Annotated in this window: 16 protein-coding genes and 1 tRNA gene; 6 read left to right on the top strand and 11 right to left on the bottom strand. The window is 68.9% G+C overall.

Going from position 1 to position 16149, the window contains the following annotated elements; all coding sequences use genetic code 11:
- Nucleotides 1-65: 65 nt before the first annotated feature.
- On the top strand, nt 66-383 hold the full coding sequence (locus tag DFR74_RS35560) for a helix-turn-helix domain-containing protein (RefSeq protein ID WP_067505230.1): 318 nt from the start codon (nt 66-68) through the stop codon (nt 381-383).
- A 115-nt stretch (nt 384-498) separates the two neighbouring features.
- Here DFR74_RS35560 and DFR74_RS24885 read toward each other — a convergent pair.
- The 3 genes from DFR74_RS24885 to DFR74_RS24875 form a co-directional block, all read right to left on the bottom strand.
- A tRNA-Thr gene (locus DFR74_RS24885) sits at nt 499-573 on the bottom strand.
- Between the two features lie 106 nt (nt 574-679).
- The gene (locus DFR74_RS24880) at nt 680-922 is read right to left on the bottom strand and encodes an MbtH family protein (RefSeq protein WP_011207082.1); all 243 of its coding nucleotides are present in this window, start codon (nt 920-922) and stop codon (nt 680-682) included.
- A 174-nt stretch (nt 923-1096) separates the two neighbouring features.
- On the bottom strand, nt 1097-1930 hold the full coding sequence (locus tag DFR74_RS24875; protein ID WP_067505233.1) for an alpha/beta fold hydrolase: 834 nt from the start codon (nt 1928-1930) through the stop codon (nt 1097-1099).
- Between the two features lie 159 nt (nt 1931-2089).
- On the opposite strand from DFR74_RS24875, the gene DFR74_RS36180 reads away from it, so the two are divergent.
- From DFR74_RS36180 to DFR74_RS24855, 5 genes are all read left to right on the top strand, one after another.
- The gene (locus DFR74_RS36180; protein ID WP_170160797.1) at nt 2090-2260 is read left to right on the top strand and encodes a hypothetical protein; all 171 of its coding nucleotides are present in this window, start codon (nt 2090-2092) and stop codon (nt 2258-2260) included.
- A 106-nt stretch (nt 2261-2366) separates the two neighbouring features.
- Complete coding sequence (locus DFR74_RS24870; protein WP_084537402.1) at nt 2367-3932, top strand: alpha,alpha-trehalose-phosphate synthase (UDP-forming); 1566 nt, start codon at nt 2367-2369, stop codon at nt 3930-3932.
- Between the two features lie 406 nt (nt 3933-4338).
- Nucleotides 4339-5067 carry a response regulator transcription factor gene (locus DFR74_RS24865; RefSeq protein WP_067505236.1) on the top strand — a complete coding sequence of 243 codons (729 nt, stop codon included), beginning with the start codon at nt 4339-4341 and terminating at the stop codon, nt 5065-5067.
- An 83-nt stretch (nt 5068-5150) separates the two neighbouring features.
- The gene (locus DFR74_RS24860) at nt 5151-6563 is read left to right on the top strand and encodes a sensor histidine kinase (protein ID WP_067505350.1); all 1413 of its coding nucleotides are present in this window, start codon (nt 5151-5153) and stop codon (nt 6561-6563) included.
- Nucleotides 6564-6864: 301 nt separating this feature from the next.
- A complete protein-coding gene (locus tag DFR74_RS24855) occupies nt 6865-7407 on the top strand; it encodes a helix-turn-helix domain-containing protein (RefSeq protein WP_147265911.1) in 543 nt (180 codons plus the stop codon).
- Nucleotides 7408-7488: 81 nt separating this feature from the next.
- Here DFR74_RS24855 and DFR74_RS24850 read toward each other — a convergent pair whose 3' ends face one another.
- The 8 genes from DFR74_RS24850 to DFR74_RS24815 are packed head-to-tail and all read right to left on the bottom strand — an operon-like array spanning nt 7489 to nt 16148.
- Nucleotides 7489-7977: a h domain protein gene (locus DFR74_RS24850; RefSeq protein WP_067505244.1), complete on the bottom strand. Its 489-nt coding sequence runs from the start codon at nt 7975-7977 to the stop codon at nt 7489-7491.
- Nucleotides 7974-8972 carry a hypothetical protein gene (locus DFR74_RS36735; protein ID WP_198161687.1) on the bottom strand — a complete coding sequence of 333 codons (999 nt, stop codon included), beginning with the start codon at nt 8970-8972 and terminating at the stop codon, nt 7974-7976. Before DFR74_RS36735 ends, DFR74_RS24850 begins: the two co-directional genes overlap by 4 nt.
- Nucleotides 8969-10384, bottom strand: coding sequence for an MCE family protein (locus DFR74_RS24840; RefSeq protein WP_067505248.1), 1416 nt, complete (start codon nt 10382-10384; stop codon nt 8969-8971). The genes DFR74_RS36735 and DFR74_RS24840 overlap by 4 nt, the downstream gene beginning before the upstream one ends.
- Nucleotides 10381-11619, bottom strand: coding sequence for an MCE family protein (locus DFR74_RS24835; RefSeq protein ID WP_067505251.1), 1239 nt, complete (start codon nt 11617-11619; stop codon nt 10381-10383). Before DFR74_RS24835 ends, DFR74_RS24840 begins: the two co-directional genes overlap by 4 nt.
- Nucleotides 11619-12902 (bottom strand): MCE family protein, encoded by a 1284-nt coding sequence (locus DFR74_RS24830; protein WP_067505254.1) that lies wholly within the window; start codon nt 12900-12902, stop codon nt 11619-11621. Before DFR74_RS24830 ends, DFR74_RS24835 begins: the two co-directional genes overlap by 1 nt.
- A complete protein-coding gene (locus DFR74_RS24825; protein WP_067505257.1) occupies nt 12899-13963 on the bottom strand; it encodes an MCE family protein in 1065 nt (354 codons plus the stop codon). The genes DFR74_RS24830 and DFR74_RS24825 overlap by 4 nt, the downstream gene beginning before the upstream one ends.
- Entirely contained in the window at nt 13963-14985 is a 1023-nt protein-coding gene (locus DFR74_RS24820; RefSeq protein WP_067505260.1) for a virulence factor Mce family protein, read from the bottom strand. Before DFR74_RS24820 ends, DFR74_RS24825 begins: the two co-directional genes overlap by 1 nt.
- Nucleotides 14982-16148 (bottom strand): MCE family protein, encoded by a 1167-nt coding sequence (locus DFR74_RS24815; protein ID WP_067505263.1) that lies wholly within the window; start codon nt 16146-16148, stop codon nt 14982-14984. Before DFR74_RS24815 ends, DFR74_RS24820 begins: the two co-directional genes overlap by 4 nt.
- Nucleotide 16149 lies beyond the last annotated feature (1 nt).

The following is a 16149-nucleotide window of genomic DNA, read 5'->3' as shown; positions in this document are numbered from 1 at the left end:
GCGAATCCCGTTGTGGTATCAAACGTCACCTGATCGCGAACACGACATCGAGGGGGAAGCAGGGCATGACGACCACGTGGTTCACCAGGACGCCGGAGGCCGCGGCGAAGGACGCCGAAGACCAACTGCTGTTCGACGCGACCGACCTCATCGCCGGCGCCATGACCACCGCCGGCCTCACCCGCCACGACCTGGCCGCCCTGCTCAGCACCCACCCCACCGAACTCGCCCGCCGCCTCAACGGCCGCCGCAACCTCACCCTGCGCGACCTGGCCCGCACCGCCCACACCCTCGGCTACCGCGTCGACCTGAATTTCGTCTCGGTCGGCGACCCCGCCCTCCCGCCGAGCGCGGAGAACGGCGAACACGCCAGCCGCGGCTGAGCGGGGTCACGCCCCGAGTACTGAGCCGCCCGCCACGTTCGCGAGCGGGCCACCCGGCTGAGTCCTCCCGTAAACAGTGATCGGCGACCGGAAGAATCCGGCCGCCGATCAAGTTTGGAGCCCCCTGTCAGGATTGAACTGACGACCTTCGCTTTACAAGAGCGGTGCTCTACCACTGAGCTAAGGAGGCGGGAAGCGGTGCCCATCATAGCCGGGGATACCCGCCGCACGGCACCGGGTTTCGGTGCCGCGCGGCGGGGTTCAGCTGTTCCCGGCGCAGTATCGGATACCGCGGGTCAGGACTGGGCGCCCTGCCGGGCCGCGTCGTCGGCGGCCATCGCGTCGCGCAGGCTCTTGGGACGCATATCGGTCCAGTTCTTCTCGACGTACTCGACGCAGGCAGCGCGGCTGTCCTCACCGAACACGACCCGCCACCCGGCCGGGACCTCGGCGAAGGCGGGCCACAGGGAGTGCTGTTCCTCGTCGTTGACCAGAACGAAGAAGCGGCCGTCTTCGTCATCGAAGGGATTGGTGCTCAATTTCACCTCACTGGATACTGGCGCTTTGTACGGGATCGCCCCTGGGGTCGCTCCGGCGCGGGCCCGTGGAACACGGCGCACTCGTCCCGGAAGACTCCCTGGGCGTTGTGTCGACCCTAGCAAGGGAGACGTTACGGCTGGGCGATTACCTCACGGACTCTCGCACACGACGGTTCACCCCGCGAAGAAATCGAGCAGGATCTTGTTGACGGCCTCGGGACGTTCCAGGTAGCCGAAGTGGCCCGCGTCGGGAATCTCCTGGTAGCGGGCGCCGGGGATGACCTCGGCGACCTCCCTGGTGAGGTACGGCGGGATCATGCGGTCGTCGGCGAAGCCGATGGCAAGGCTGGGCACGGTGATGCCGCGATAGGCCTGCACGCGGTCGAAGTCGTGGTCCATCCGCCGCTGCGCGCGGATACCGGGGGTGACCGGTCCGCCGGTGAATTCGAACAGGTCGAGCCAGTCGCGGGCGGCGTTGACGTCGGCCATGGTGGCCGGCGACAGGTTCATCACCGCCGTGATGGCGGCCTCGTACTTGGGCGGCAGTTTCACACCGCCGGCGTCGAGATCGTGTTCGCCCAGCGAGAGCGTCTTCTGGAACTGGTCGAGGCGCCCGTGCCCGGCCATGAACACGGCCTTGCGCACCAGATCGGGCCTGGCCAGGGCCAGTTCCTGGGTGACGCGCGCGCCCATCGAGGTGCCCACGACCAGCGCGGGACCCTCGTCGAGCAGTTCGATGAGGCCCGCGGTGTCGGCGACCAGATCGTCGATGGTGATGCCCGCCGCGGATTCGTAGGACGGCGCGATGCCCCGGTTGTCGAAGGTGCAGACCCGGTAGCCCGCGGCGACCAGCGCGGGCACCTGGTGCAGTTCCCACACGCGGCCGGGGCTGCCGGTGCCCATGATCATCACCACCAGCGGCCCGCCACCCTTGGTGTCGGTGCCCTTCGCCCGGTCACCTTTGACCTGGTAGTTGAGCGAAATTCCGTTCACCGTCGCCAGCGGCATCGTCGACCCTTTCGTCAGTTGGTGCTGCCCCACGGTATCCCCAGCCCCGCCCGATCGCGACGAACACGGGATACTGGCACCAGCAGCCGTGTACGCGGGGAAGTCACCTACCATGGACTACTCGCACGTACGAGCGTAATCAGCCGGGAGGACAAGAAGATGGCCGCGAAGGGCAGCGCGAACGATATCGCGGACGACGACCTGGAACCACTCGCCGACGAGACCGCCCGCCAGGCGCAGCGCGTGGTGGCGGCCTACGCGGCGGATGCCGACGAGTGCCGGATGCTGCTGTCGATGCTCGGCATCGGCCCGGGCAGCCGCACCGAATAACGGCCGACCCCGCTCGACGACAACGGCGCCGTCGAAACCGATCGACAACTCCATTGGGACCTGCGACTCCGTGGGGATCAGCGCGAAGGATGCGTGAGTGGACCAGATGAACGACAAGACGTCCGACGATTCCGAGCCCACCCTGTCCGCACCGGCGGATTCCGACCGGTCGGAGTCCGATCTGCGACCCGGTGATTCGGGTTCCGGATTCGTCGTCGTCGCCAATCGTCTGCCCGTCGACCTCGAACGGCTGCCCGACGGCACGTCCCGCTGGAAGCGCAGTCCCGGTGGCCTGGTCACCGCGCTGGAGCCGGTGCTGCGCAATAACAAAGGGGCCTGGGTGGGGTGGGCCGGCGTCCCGGACGTGGACGTCGACCCGATCATCGAGGACGGCCTCGAACTGCATCCGGTGCCTCTGACGGCGCAGGAGGTGGCCGACTACTACGAGGGCTTCTCCAACGGCACGCTGTGGCCGCTGTACCACGACGTGATCGTGCGCCCGACCTACGATCGGGCCTGGTGGGCGGCGTATGTGAACGTCAACCGCCGGTTCGCCGAGGCCACCGCGAAGGTCGCCGCCGAGGGCGCGACGGTGTGGGTGCAGGACTACCAGTTGCAGCTGGTGCCGAAGATGCTGCGGATGCTGCGCCCGGACCTCACCATCGGGTTCTTCCTGCACATCCCGTTCCCGCCGGTCGAGCTGTTCATGCAGATGCCGTGGCGGACCGAGATCATCGAGGGTCTGCTCGGCGCGGACCTGATCGGTTTCCACCTGCCGGGCGGCGCGCAGAACTTCCTGTACCTGGCGCGGCGGCTGGCCGGACAGCCCACCTCGCGGGGCACGGTGGGTGTGCGGTCCAAGCTGGGTGTGGTGCAGGTCGGTTTCCGCACGGTGCGGGTGGGCGCGTTCCCGATCTCGATCGCCTCGGCGGAGCTGGACGAGCATTCGCGCCGCCGGTCGGTGAAGGAGCGGGCCGCGAAGATCCGCGCCGAGCTGGGCAATCCCAAGAACATCCTGCTGGGGGTGGACCGCCTGGACTACACCAAGGGCATCGACATCCGGCTCAACGCGTTGCAGGAGCTGCTCGAGGAGGGGCGCGTCGACCCGCACGAGACGGTGATGGTGCAGCTGGCGACGCCCAGCCGCGAGCGCGTGGAGAGCTACATCCAGATGCGCGGCGATATCGAACGCCAGGTGGGCCGCATCAACGGCGAGTTCGCGCGCGTCGGGTACCCGGTGGTGCACTACCTGCACCGGCCGATCCCGCGCGACGAGCTGATCGCGTTCTTCGTCGCCGCCGACGCCATGCTGGTGACGCCGCTGCGCGACGGGATGAACCTGGTGGCCAAGGAGTACGTCGCCTGCCACAGCGGCCTCAACGGCGCGCTGGTGTTGAGCGAATTCACCGGCGCGGCGGCCGAACTGCGCCAGGCCTACCTGTGCAACCCGCACGACCTGGACAGCGTCAAGGACGCGATCGTCTCCGCCCTCGACGACGACCGCGACACCAAACGCCGCCGCATGCGCTCGCTGCGCCGCCAGGTCTTGGCCCACGACGTCGACCGCTGGGCCCGCGCCTTCCTCGACGCGCTCGCGCAGGGACAGGTCGCGGGCAGCGCGCTGCTGACGGACGAGGACACCTATTCGGAGTCGGAGACCCCACGGCGCTGATCACGTGGGGGTCCATCCCGAGCAGGTTCTCCTTCCGGCGCGAACGCCCCATCCGCACTCTCTCATCTACCTCGGGGACGGAGCCCGACGACCGGCCGCGAACCCGCACGCGCCAGCCAGCGCTCCAAAAACACCGGCACACCTTCACCGGGCTCGCCCCAACCCTCAACTGACAACGCACGATCCCCACCCTCCCGACCACCCCGGGGAGGGAGCCCGACGACCGACCGTTCGCGGCCGTCTGGCGTCCCAGCGCTCGAAGCGCACGCGCGCCAGCGCAAGTCTCGAGCGCTGGGACGCGAGACACAAAGGGCCGCGAACCCGCGCGCCCCGGCGCGCCGAAGACACAGCAAGTTCCCAGGTACTCCCCAGGAAGCCCTGAACAGGGCGGACGATCGTGGTCTGTATGAACGATGCACCGGCGGGACTTCCCGAGGCGAGGGTGCTCGTCGTCGACGACGAGCCGATGATCGTGGAACTGCTGTCGGTGAGTCTGCGGTTCCAGGGCTTCGAGGTCGAGACGGCGGCCGATGGGGCCCAAGCGCTGGACCGGGCGCGCTCGTTCCGCCCGCACGCGTTGATCGTGGACGTCATGATGCCCGGCATGGACGGCTTCGGCCTGCTGCCGCGGCTGCGGGCCGACGGCATCGACGCGCCGGTGCTGTTCCTGACGGCGCGCGACGACGTGCAGGACAAGGTCGCCGGGCTCACGCTGGGCGCCGACGACTACATCACCAAGCCGTTCAGCCTGGAAGAGGTGGTCGCGCGGCTGCGGGTGGTGCTGCGGCGCGCGGGTCACGGTGAGCCCGTACGGGATTCGCCGCGCCTGCGGTTCGAGGACATCGAACTCGACGACGACACGCACGAGGTGTGGAAGGCGGGCGAACCGGTCGCGTTGTCCCCGACGGAGTTCACGCTGCTGCGCTACTTCATGGTGAACGCGGGCACGGTGCTGAGCAAGCCGCGCATCCTGGATCACGTGTGGCGCTACGACTTCGGCGGCGAGGTGGGCGTGGTGGAGACCTACGTGTCGTATCTGCGCAAGAAGGTGGACACCGGGGAGCGACGGTTGATCCACACGTTGCGCGGCGTCGGGTACGTGATGCGCGCGCCCGACCGCAGCCGGACGCCGTGACCGCCGACCAGACGACGCGGAAGGCCGCACGCCCGAACCGGATTCGGCGTGAGCAGGATCCGCTGAGCCGGGCGCGCAAGGCGGTGGGCGATCGGCTGTCGGCCGTCCCGCTGCGCGTGACCTTGGTTCTCGCGCTGGTGATCTCGGCCGCGCTGGGCTTGCTGGTGTCGGGCCTCGCGGTGACCTCGTCGTTGCAGAACTCGCTGATGAACCGCACCGATCAACAGTTGGCCGACGCCGCGATGTCGCGGGTCCGGGCCATCCGTCCCGCGCTCCCCGCCCCGCCGCCCGACCAGCGCGGCACCCCCACCACGTTCTACGTGACCACCGAATACGCCGACGGCGCGGGCACTTTCGTGTCCAAGCCGTTCGACGTGGAGGCGGTTCCTGATCTCACCGCGGTGTCCGCGGCGCATCCGGTGACGGTGGACTCCTTGAACGGCGATCCGACGCGGTGGCGCGTGGTGCAAGTCCGCACCCCCGACGTGGCCACCACCGTGGCGCTCCCGCTCACGCAGAACGACGACACCGTGCGGCGATTGGTGATGCTGCAAGTGGCAGTCGGCTCGGCGGTGCTGGCGGTGCTGGCGCTGGCGGCGTATTTCGTGATCCGCCGCAGCCTGCTGCCGTTGCGGCGGGTGGAGAATATCGCGGCGGCCATCGCCAAAGGCGATTTGCACCGACGAGTTCCGGTGCGTGGCAACGACACCGAGGTGGATCGGCTGTCGCGGTCGCTGAACGGCATGCTGGCCCAGATCCAGTCGGCGTTCGCGGCGACCGAGGCGTCGGAGGCCGCCGCGCGCGATTCCGAGGCGACCATGCGACGCTTCGTCGCCGACGCCAGCCACGAACTGCGCACCCCGCTGACCACGATTCGCGGATTCGCCGAGCTGTATCGCCAAGGCGCGACCGACGATCCGGTGCTGGTGCTGGACCGCATCGAACGCGAAGCCCAGCGCATGGGCGTGCTGGTGGAGGACCTGCTGATGCTGGCGCGGCTGGACGCGCAACGGCCGCTGGAGCGCGGGCCGGTCGACCTGCTGACCCTCGCGGGCGACGCGGTCCACAGCGCGCGCGCCGTCGCCGCCGCTACCGCGACCGATCGGCGGATCACGCTCGAAGTGCGTTCCGGCAAGGGCACTCTGGAGGTGGACGGCGACGAGACCCGATTGCGCCAAGTGCTCGCCAACCTGGTGAACAACGCGCTCACCCACACACCACCCGACGCAGATATCACGGTCGCACTCACCCCCGAGCTCTATGACGTGGTGCTGGAAGTCGCCGACACCGGCCCCGGATTGCCGCCGGACGAAGCGGATCGAGTCTTCGAACGCTTCTACCGCACCGACACCTCCCGCACCCGCGCCAGCGGCGGGACGGGTCTGGGGCTGTCGATCGTGCGCGCGCTGGTCGAAGCGCACGGCGGAACCGTCGGCGTGCGCAGCGTGCCCGGCGAGGGAACGATCTTTACGGTCCGATTGCCGCGCGACGCGTGAGCGATCCGGCGGCTGGGGTCGAGGGAGAGCCGTGCGTCCCGGGGGTCGCGCGCGGAAACGGTCGGCATCAGGGAGGACGAGACTGTGTTTCGGAAAGGAATCGCCATGATCGGGATCGCGGCGGCCGGTGTGGTGGGCGCGAGTGCGCTCGCGGGCGCGGCGCACGCCGAACAGCGGGTGGCGGGCAACTGCTGAAGCATCAGCCCCGATATCGTCGACGTGTCCTACAACGGCGGCGCGACCGTGCGCACCGACCCCGCGACGAGTTCGCGCGCTGGCGCGAACAGGCGGGGTGTCCGCCGTGAAGGTGGGCCGGCGGTGGGATATCGACGCGCCGGCCCCCGTGCGACGGGCAGCGCGGCGACCGCTGTCGGTGGCGTCGCAGCGCGCGCTGACACGAGCGCTGCACACCCGGTCGCTGGAGGGCCTGACCGGCCAGTTGCGGGCTCGCACAGCGGAGCGATTGCGGCTGCTGCGCACCGCCGATGATCCGGCCGGACTGCTGGTCGATTGGTGGGCTGGTCGCGCGCCGACCGAGCTGGACGGCGGGTCAAACTTGGTCGTGCACGCCATCGCGGGGAACAAGGAACGCGTGTGGTCGGTATTGCACCGCCCCCGGCGGGAGTACCTGCGCTACCCGTCGACATTGGCGCGAGTGGTCCGGGACGAACGCGCGATCCACGGCCTCACCCGCACCGAACTGGCCGGACTGGCCGGAGTCGATCACCGCCTCGTGGTGGACATCGAGCGCGCAGCTCTGTTGCACGACCTGATCGGCCTGCGAAAAGTGTTGCGGGCGTTGAGCGTCGAACCCACGGCCCTGCCCCCGATGGATCTGCGATGACCGACGGTTGTGTCACGAAGGCCGCACAGGTCTCGGATTCCATAGATCCCTCCCCACCGGATGGCGGCGTATCAACACCCTCTAGATCGGGGTTACCGAATCCACCAGCCACCGTCCGTCGGTTTTGTCGACCGTCACGCGGACTCGGCTGCCGGTGGTGGTCCCTTGGGGGGAGTCTTTGCTGGTGGTGATCTGGTTGAGGTAGAGCAGGACTACGGCGCGGTCGTCTTCGGCGGAGACGATGCCGGCGGCTTGGGTGGTGGCTTGGACGGTGAGCTGTTTTTCCTTGGCGCCGGGGGCGATGGCCTCGGTGATGAGTTTGAGGTAGTCGGCGCGGAAGTCGGCGGAGAGGTTGTCGGCCGCCTTGGGGAGTTCGGTGTCGACGGTGCCGAACTCGTAGCTGAACATGGCGGCCACCGTGCGGCTGGCCGCGGCCGCGGCGTCCTGCCTGGCCTGTTCGGCCTCGCGGTCGCTCCAGTAGCGGAATCCGTTGACACCCATCACGATCACCGCCGCCAGCGCGACGGCGCCCGCGACGCCCGCCGCGATCAGTACTCGGGTTCTGGTCATGGCACGAACTCCACGTTGGAGGCGGTGAGACCGCCGTCGGTGTCGGTGACGGTGACGCGGAACCGGTAGAACCGCGTCTGCGGTTCGGCCTGACCCGCGTTGGTCAGGGTCTGTTTGGCGGCGACGAGCACCTTGGCGGAATCGTCGGCGTCGCTCTCCAGCGCCGCCTCCACGATCTCGCCGCTGGAGCGCACCTCGGCCTGCTGCACGATGCTCAGGAACGGGTCGACGCGGCCGTCGAATTCGGTCTTGAACTGGCCCGACGCCATCGACAGGATGCGGTCGATGTCCTCCTTGGCGGAGTCGGCGTTGATGGTGGTGAGGTTCAGGATCGCCTGCCGCGCGGTCTGCACGTATTCGGCGCGGCGCGCGTCGCGCTCGTCGATGGACCGGGTGAGGAACACCGAGACCACCGCGCCCGCGACGAGCGCGAGGACGAGCACGGCCGCGGCGGCCGCGAGCAGGATCCGCCCGACACCCGGCCGACCGGTCGTCTCGGATGCGGACTCGCCATCGGCCTTCGCGTCGGCCGAATCGGATTCGGCGGCATCCGATTTCGAGAGCACGACGGCAGTTTCCGCGGAATCGGTGCTGTCCGACTTCGTCAGCGGCACCGAACCGCCGGCATCGCCCGCCTCGGACGCACCACGGTCGCCCTTCGTCAGCGACTCGGCAACGCCCGAACCGGCAGCGTCCGTCGACCGACGCACAGCATCGCCCGATCCGGCAACGCCTTTCGCCTGCGGCCCGGCATCACTCGCACCGCCTTTCGCCAGCGGCACCGAACCAGCCGCGCCGGCGCCCTTGCCACCCTCCGACGACACAGCCCCGGCACCACCACCGAATCCCCCACCAGCCGAACGGGATTCGACCGCATCACCACCCAGGCGGACCGTCACGTCCCCGGCGACCGTCCCCGCCTCGTCCACGGGCGGCCCCGCGGACCGCACGGCCTTCCTGCGCCCCCGATGTGTGTTCGAATTCGTATCACTCATCGTTGCTGCTCCTCGAGCATCGCCTGCCAGCTCGACGGTACCGTTCCCGAACCGCCCGGTCCGATATCACCCTGACGATACGTGCGACCGTCGGTGCCGATGTAGACGCCCGTCTCCGGGTCGTAGGACTTGGCCGCCGCGGGTGTGCTGTAGGAAGCCGGAGCCACCTGTCCCGGATCGGCGGGCGCGCTCGCGGGAGCCACCGGCTGCGGCGGGCCGAACGGCGGGTTGTCGCCCTCCGGCACGTACCCGGTGCGGCACAGTTCCGGCGTCGGCGCGCGCACGCCGGGAAACTCCATGCAGGGCGTGTTACGGATGCCGCGCACCTCGATGGGTGAGTCCTGCGGGATCTTGCAGTACAGGCCGGGCGGGGTGTCGACGAAGTTCAGTTCGCTCGGGGACCGCCGCTCGTTCGGCGGGAGGAAGCCGGTCGTGCAGGCCGGCGGATCGTTGACCGTCATCATGAAGTCCACCATGACGCCGTACTCCACGGGTCCGCGCACGGCCGTCATCAACGCCGCGACCAACGGCGGATATACGACAAGCAATTGTTCGATACCCGCGTGATAGATGGTGCTCACCTGCCCGAGACTCACCAGGTTCGACAGCAGTAGCGGCAGAGTCGGCCGCAGGTCGGCGAACTGGGTGGTCACTCGCTCCATGGCGGCCGGTCCCTCGCGCAGGATGCCGCGCAGCGCCGGATCGTGTTGGCGCAGTTGATCGGTCACCGTCGCCAGGTCGGCGGTCCACGAGCGGATGGCCGGATCGGAGCGGATCTGGGTGTCCAGCAACGGCCCGATCTGTTCGATCAGCTTCTTGGTGGGCTCCTGCGCGTTCTGCGCCTCCTGCACCAGCAGCGAGGCCGAGTCGATGAAGCGCTGCAGGTCGGGTCCGGCGCCGTTGAACGCGCGGAACGCCTCGTCGATCACCTGCCGCAACCGGGTGTCGGCGACGCTGGACAGCAACCGGTCGGTCTGGTCGAGCAGCGTGCCCACATCCTGCGGCAGCTGGGTGCGGCTCTGCGGAATCACCGATCCCGCAACCAGATTCCCGCCCTGCGGATTCTGCACCGGGATCAGGTCCACGTACTGTTCACCGATGGCCGACACGCTGCGCACCCAGGCGTCGACGTCGGCGGGGATCTTGTAGTCGCTGTCGATGGAGAGCTCCGCCTCGACGCCGTCGGGTGTGAGCCGCACCTCGCGCACCTTGCCGACGTTCGTGCCGCGATAGGCGACGTTCGCGTTCTGGTAAAGCCCGCCGGTCGCGGCGAGTTCCACTGTCACGTCGTAGCGCCCGATGCCGAACATCGCGGGCAATTGCACGTAGGTGCCCGACATGACGGTCAGGCCGATCACCGTGAGCACGGCGAAGATGACCAGCTGGGTCTTGACGAACTTGGTGAGCTTCATCGGCCCGCACCCCCTTCACCCGCGCCGGGCAGCGGAACGGTGAGCCCCGGAATGGCGGGCAGGCCCGGGATCGGCGGCAGACCCGGAATGGTCGGCGTCGCTTGCGGATTCGGTGCGGGCCCGGTCTGGAGCGGCCCGGTGGCCGGGTTGCCCATATCGCTGGCGGTGCTCGGCGCGAAGCTACCGACCACACCCTCCACGCCGCCGAACCGGCCGCCGAGCGGAGTGCCGGTGAGCCAGTTGGAATCCAGGCGCTTACCGGTCATGTCGACGGTCATGAACAGGTTGAGGTAGTCGCCCTTGATCGCGTTGTCCAGGCCCCGCATCGGGAACGGGAAGGTCAGCAGGATGGTCAGCGACTCGCTGAGATTGCCTCCGGTGTCGGCCAACTGCCGCAGGACGGGCACCAGGCTGTTCAGGTTCGACGTCAGGTTCTCCCCGCTCGCATCGATCACGCGCTGCGTCACGTCGCTGAGTTCACCCAGTGCGGTGAGCGCGCCGGTGATGTTCTCGCGGCGGTCGGCGAGCACCGTGAGCGCGGGGTGCAGGTTGTCGATCGCGTTGGCGAGCACGTCGCGCTGGCCTGCCAGCTGCCCGCCGAGGCGGTCCAAGCCCTCCAGCGCGGACATGATGTCGCCGGTCTGATCACGCAGGTTCGACGTGAGGGTCTCCAACTGCGGCAACAGATCCCGGATCGCGTCCTCGCGACCGGTGAGCGCGGCGTTCAGTTCGCGGGTGATGGTCTCGAGCTGGGCGACACCGCCGCCGTTGAGCACCACCGACAGCGAGGACAGCACCTGCTCGGTGGTGGGGAACGCGCCGGCGCGCCGCAGCGGGATCACATCGCCGCCCCGCAACTCCCCCTCGGGGGCCTCGTCGGCAGGTGCGGCCAGCTCGACGTGATTGCTGCCCAGCAAGCTGGTCTGGCCGATCCGGGCGGTCGCGTTGGCGGGCAACCGCACATCGCCGTTGAGCGAGACGGTGACCAGCGCGTGCCAGTCCTGCACTTCGATGCCGGTGACCGTGCCCACCGGCACGTCGTCGACGCGCACCGGCGAGTTCCTGGTCAGCGTGGTGACATTCGGCATCTGGATGCGTACCTCGTAGGCGCCCTCACCCTTGCCCTCGGCGCCGGGCAGCGGCAGCGAGTTGAGGCCATCCCATTCGCAACCGGTGGCGCCCAGCGCGAGCGCCAGGCCGACGGCCAGTGCGGTGGTGCCGCGTCGCGTGCGCATCATCGTCCTCCTCCCGGCAGCACCAGCCCCGGTATCGCCAGCCCGGGCAGTCCGTTCGGCACGGTGACCGGCGCGGGCGCCGGCTTGGTCGGCGCGGGCGGCGCGCTCGCCGCCAGACTCGGCGGACTGAACGTGAGCTGGTTCGGGAAGGCGTGCACACCGGTCGCCGGGTTCGTCATGATCGGCACGTAGTTCATGGCCAGCGACTGGATCACCGGCGCCAAGTGCAGGGCGCACAAGTCGGCGGAGCGATCGGAATCGTTCTCCTCCAGCGCGCGGATCGAACCGCACAGGAAGCTCAGCGGATCGGCTGTGTTGTTGAGCGCGACCGCGCCGGTGATGGTGCCCTGCGCGGGCTTGTACAGCTGGTAGAAGTTCACCAGCGCCGTCGGGCCCGAGTGCAGCACGCGCTCGAACTCGGGGCGCTTGTCCACCAGGATCTGGGTGGCGTCGGCGAGCCGCTGCACGCTCTCGGTGAGCTCGGCGCCGCTGCCGTCCAGGAAGCGCTTCACATCGACCAGCGCCAGATCCAGATTGTCCAGGCCCGCACCGAGATCCGCGGACACGCCGGCCAGCACCGAGGAGACCGAGGCCAGCCTGCCGCCGAACTGCACGATCTGCTCGTTGCTCGCGGAGAGCACTTCGACGAACTGTTGCAGGTTGCGCACGGTGCCGAAAAGGTCGGTGCGCCCGTCGGACAGCGTGGTCAGCGTGGCCGAGAGTTCGCGCAGCGTCTCGCGCATCCGGTCGCCGTTGCCGTCCAGGTTCTCCGCGGCGGTTTCCACGAACCGGCCGAACGAGCCCTGCTCGTCGTCGCCCACCGGGCCCAGAGTCGTAGCCAGCTTGGACAATTCGGCCTTGATGTCGTCCCACTCCACCGGAACGGCGGTGCGCTCGACCGGAATGGTCGCGCCGTCAGCCATTCTCGGCCCGCCGGTGTAGGCGGGGGCGAGCTGGATGAACCGCGCCGAGACCAGCGAGGGCGAGATGATAACAGCGCGCGCGTCGGCGGGGATGTCCACGCCGCGGTCGACGGTGAACTCCACGCGCACCTGGTCACGTCCCGGCTCCACGTCGTGGATGCGCCCGACGTTCACGCCGAGCACGCGCACGTCGTCGCCCTCGTAGAGGCCGGTGGTGGACGGGAAGTAGGCGGTGACGGTCTTCGTCCCGATCTTCGAGACCCCTTGGTACACACCGGCGATCACCAGGGCGGCGACCACTACACCGGCCAGGATCAGCGCCCAGCGCGGGGGCTTGCGGACAGCGGCAGGAAGGTTCATCGCGGCGGCTCCTGGACCGCGGGCCCGATGGAGGGCGGTGGGTTCAAGAAGAAGTTGCGCAGGTCGGCGGGCAGATGCTCGGGCCAGACCAGCGCGTCGACCAGGGGTTGCAGGCCGACGCTGGTCGCGTTGACGACGTAAGCGTTGAACCACGGGCCATTGCCGACCTGCTCGCCGAGTGCCGCGGCGAACGGGCCGAGCCCGTCGAGGGCTTCGGTGATGTTCTGCCGGTTGCGCTGCAGGATGTCCACCACCGAGTTGAGCCGCTCCAGCGCGGGCCGTAGCTGGGCTTCGTTGTCGGCGACCAGCCCGCGCAACTGCTGGGCCAGCCCGTTGACGTAGACGATGAGCTGGCCGATGGCGGTGCGCCTGCGGTCCAGTTCGCCGAGCAGTTCGTTGCCGTCCAGCAGCAGCGCGTTGATCTGGGCGCTGCGGTCGGACAGGATCTTGGTGACATTCTGCGCCCTGGTCAGCAGCTCCGACAGCGCCCGATCGCGGGCGTTGATGGTGCGCGAGAGCTCGGTGACGCCGTCGAGGGCGTTGCGCAGCGGGGCCGGGGTGTCGGCGAAGGTCTCCGACAGCGCGTCCAGCGTCTGGTCCACCTTGACCATGTCCAGTCCGTCGACGGTCTCCGCGAGATCGCCCAGCGCGTCGTTGAGCGAATACGGCGACGTGGTGCGCTCCAGCGGGATGGTGTCGTCGCGCCGCAGTGCGCCCTCCCCCTGCGGCGCCACCTCGAGCGATTTGCGACCGAGCACGGTGTTGGTCTTGATCGCGGCGGATGTCCTGTCCCCCAGCACGATCGCCTCGTCCAGGGTGAACCGCACCAGCACCCTCGCGCCGTCCAGCTCGACGTCCTCCACCCGGCCGGAGCGCACGCCCGCCACCTGCACGGGATCGCCCGGCAGCAGGCCGCCCGCATCGGCGAAGTGCGCGGTGAAGGTGGCGCCGCCGCGGATGAACGGCAGCCGGTCGAACTGCAACGCCGACAGCGCGATGGCGATCGCGAGGACGATGCCGACGACGCCGATGGTCACGGCGGGAGATCTCTGCTCGCTCATCAGGGTGCACACCTTCCCGTGTCCTGCCCGCCGGGCATGGTGATGTGCAGGGGGTTGCCGTCGGGACCGTCGACGATGAAGTTCGTGCTGCACACGTAGAGCGCGAGGAACGAACCGTAGGAACCGATTCGGATCAGCTTGCGGTAGGTCTCGGGCAACCGCTCCAGCACCCACTCCACGGTGTCGGAGTCGTTGTCGAGGTTGGTGGCCAGCCGCCCGGTCTGCTCGACGGTCGCGCGCAGGTCGGGGCGGGCCTGGGCGAGCAGATCGGTGAGATCACCGGTGGCGCCGGCGATCCGGGGAATCGCGTCGCCGATCGGATCGCGGTCGGCGGCCAAACCGCTGACCAGGCGCTGCAATTCGTTCAGCGTGGTGTCGAACTGTTGATCGCGCTCGTCGATGGTGGCCAGCACGGTGTTGAGGTTGTCGATCACGCTGCCGATCAGCGCGTCGCGCTCGCCCAGCGTCCTGGCGAAGTCGCCGCCGGAGTTCAGCAGCGAGACCAGCGTGCCGCCTTGGCCCTGGAAGATCTGCAACAACGCGTTGGTGAGATCGTTCACCTGCGCCGGATCCAGGCCGCGCAGCAGCGGTTTGAAGCCGCCGAGCAGCATGTCCAGGTCGAGGGCGGGCGAGGTGCGGTCGGTCGGGATGGTGCCGCCCGCGTGCAGGGTGTCGGCCGTGCCGGGACCGTCGAGCAGTTCGAGATACCGGTCGCCGACCAGATTCTCGTACCTGATCGCGGCACGCGTGCTGGTGAGCAGCCGGTACTTGCGGTCCACGTCGAACTTCACGTGCGCGAGGTTGTCCTCGCCCACCTTCACCGAGCTGACCGAGCCGACCGGCACGCCGGCGATGCGCACCTTCGCGCCCGGCAGCATTCCGGAGGAACTGGTGAACACGGCGTGGTAGCCGTGCTCGCGGGCGAACCGCATCTGGCTGAACACCACCGCCAGTCCGGCGAAGATCAGCGTCATCACCAGGGTGAAGATCGCCAGCTTGACCGTGGTCTTGGTGTTCCTCATCCGGTCACCCCCGGCAGGCCGCCGAAGAGCAGCTGAAACACCTTGGAGCCGTTGAACTCCAGCTTCATCGACGGCACGTAGGGCGCGCCCTGACTGGTGTCGGTGACGACGTAGTTCGAATGACTGCCGGGTACTCGGTCCATCAGCCCCTCGCAGCGCGGTCCGCCGGTCGCGTTCACCTTCGGCAGATCCTCCGGATACTTGTACGGCTCGGCGGCCGGCATGAAGTTCGTGTTCATCGTGACGCCCGGCTGCATGCCGCCGAACATCGCCTCACCGACCGGCAGCAGCGCGCCGATGGCGTTGATCATGCAGTTCAGTCCCGGCGCGTACTCGGCGAGCAGGCCGGTGGTGGGGCGCAGCAGATCCAGCGCGGTCACCAGGTTCTGCTCGTTCTCGCGCAGCACCGAACCGGTGGTGTCGGCCAGGCCGACCACGTTGGCGAGCACGTCGTCGAGCGCGTTCTGCTCGTCGACGAAGGTCTGCCCGGTGACGACGAGGTTGTCCGCGGTGCGCAGCAGATCGTTCACCGTGTCGGCGTACAGGTCGGTCACCTCGGCCGTCTTGGCGAAATCCTCCCGCAGCGTGGGCAGCATCGGGTTCATCTCGCGCAGGTAGGCGTCCAGGTTGGCCAGCAGCTCGCCCAGCGACTGCCCGCGCCCCTGCAACGCCGTGCCCAGCGCGGAGAGCGTGGCGTTCAGCTTCTCCGGCTCCACCTTGGCCAGCACATCGGACAGGTGCTGGAACAAGGTGTTGAACTCGACGGTGACCTGCTCGGCGACCACGGTGGCGCCCGGTTCCATCGAGGACGACGAAGGGTCCTGCGGCACCACGAAGTTCACGTACTTCGCGCCGAACACGGTGGTGGAGCGGATGTCCACGCCCGCGTTGGCGGGCACCAGCTTCAGCTGCGCCGGATCGACCGCCAGGCGCAGGGTGGCGCCCTCGTCGGTGTGCTCGACGGCGGCCACCCGGCCGATCTCGACGCCGCGCACCTTCACCTTGGCGTCGGGGTCGAGCACCAGGCCGCTGCGCGGGGCCTGCACCAGGATCTCGGCGGTCTTGGTGAACCCGCCGACGAACATCGTCAGCGCGATCGCCACCACCGCGACCAGCGCCAGCACCATCACCAGGCCCGCGAGTTTGAGCTTGATCTTGTCCATG

This window comes from Nocardia puris (assembly GCF_003315035.1).
GTDB classification, from domain to species: domain Bacteria; phylum Actinomycetota; class Actinomycetes; order Mycobacteriales; family Mycobacteriaceae; genus Nocardia; species Nocardia puris.
The sequence above is the reverse complement of the archived record's forward strand: the minus strand, read 5'-3'. Positions and strand labels throughout refer to the sequence as shown.